Origin of the sequence: Blautia sp. MSJ-19 (assembly GCF_018918125.1) — a bacterium.
Classification (GTDB): Bacteria; Bacillota; Clostridia; order Lachnospirales; family Lachnospiraceae; genus Blautia_A.
In genome coordinates this window covers 1-1,531 of sequence record NZ_JAHLQA010000045.1, presented here as the reverse complement: position 1 = coordinate 1,531, position 1,531 = coordinate 1, and the positions used below count along the sequence as shown (strand labels likewise).

Annotated in this window: 1 protein-coding gene; it reads left to right on the top strand. The window is 37.0% G+C overall.

From position 1 onward, the window contains the following. Positions 1–547 precede the first annotated feature (547 nt). Positions 548–1,372 (top strand): hypothetical protein, encoded by an 825-nt coding sequence (locus KQI91_RS15480; protein WP_216393640.1) that lies wholly within the window; start codon positions 548–550, stop codon positions 1,370–1,372. Positions 1,373–1,531 lie beyond the last annotated feature (159 nt).

The window sequence follows — 1,531 nt, the reverse complement described above, 5'->3', positions numbered from 1 at the left end:
CTCCCTGGAGTGAAAAACTCCAATTTATCAAAGATCACAAGTAACTTGTAGTGAATTACTCCAACTCTCAAAAAGTTGGAGTGATTTTATATCTGACCGTAGGATTATTTGGCGGTTACCTTAAAAGAGGTACCTTTGGAAAGCTCATTTTGAATGTAAATACGATCCTCCAAAGTTAAGTGTTTCTGGTTACCAGGTATATATTTACTCATAGTCTTATTCCTCCAACTGCTGTCAGAAGGAAAGATAAGCCTATCATTTTTATATGAACGAGTAAATATCAACTGTGCAGGAGTAAATTCCACCGCATAAGCTGGCGGTGGAATTTAAATAAAAAATTTAGGTCTGTGAGCGTAGTATAGATTTTGATTGATGAGAAATGAAACTTATAGTACAATAAGTTCAGAGGAGGAGTGTAATCACATATTGCAAAAGATGAGATCAGATTGCAGAAAATAAGTTCCTATAGATAAACATATAAATAAACCAAAGACATTTTCAAAATACAAAAGCATACGATACTGAACGAAGAAGGAAAGGAAGCCGTATGGCAAATACGAAACATGAAGATGCGATTTTGAAAATGGGTTTTGACTATTTTCGTGACACGATTTTGAAGACGCTGGGGATAAACTATGATTTTGTAGAATCTGGGATCACCGAACTTGTAGAGTTAACAATTTATTCTTTGTATATGGATTTTACATTTCTGACAACTGGAGGTTTCTATATCCATATAGAATTTCAGACAACAGATTCCGGCAAAAAAGATTTACGCAGATTTCGGGCATATGAAGGTGTATTTTCACATAAAACAGGAAAAAATGTGATTACATATGTGATCTATTCCGGCGGGATCAAGAGAGCAGTTACGGAGATGGACTGTGGCACACATACTTATCGAGTGATACCAGTATATCTGTCGGACAAAGATGCAGATACCGTCCTGAAACGTCTGCAGGAAAAGAAACAAAATGGTGAAGTATTTACAGAAGAAGACTTTGCACAGCTTGCAATCGCTCCATTGATGAACAGTAACAAAGAACGAAAAGATGTTATTTTGGAGTCATTAAAGCTGAGTAAGACAGAAAGAAATATCACAGCAGAAAAAACAATGGCAATGCTTTACACACTGGCAGATAAATTTCTGGAAGGAAAAGATTTGGAAGAAGTAAAGGAGGCGGTTGCGATGACGAGAATTGGTCAGATGATCTTTGATGATGGTGTTGTACGTGGAAGGGAAGAGGGCACAGAACGAATGTCTGTGCTTACACTAAAACTTTTGCAAGAAAAAAGATTGGAAGATTTGCAAAAAGCAACAGAAGATAGGGATTTCAGAGAACACTTGATGAGGGAATTTGGAATTCTCTGAAATAGAATATATCCATATATGAACTAAGTTAAGAGGAGAGGGGGCTGTCGCACTAACGTGTGGCAGCTCCTTTTATACCCAACACAAAACGCCGGGCTTCGAAAAGTCCGGCGTTCGTGGTATAATCAGTTTATGCTACTAAACAAAATAATACAGAAA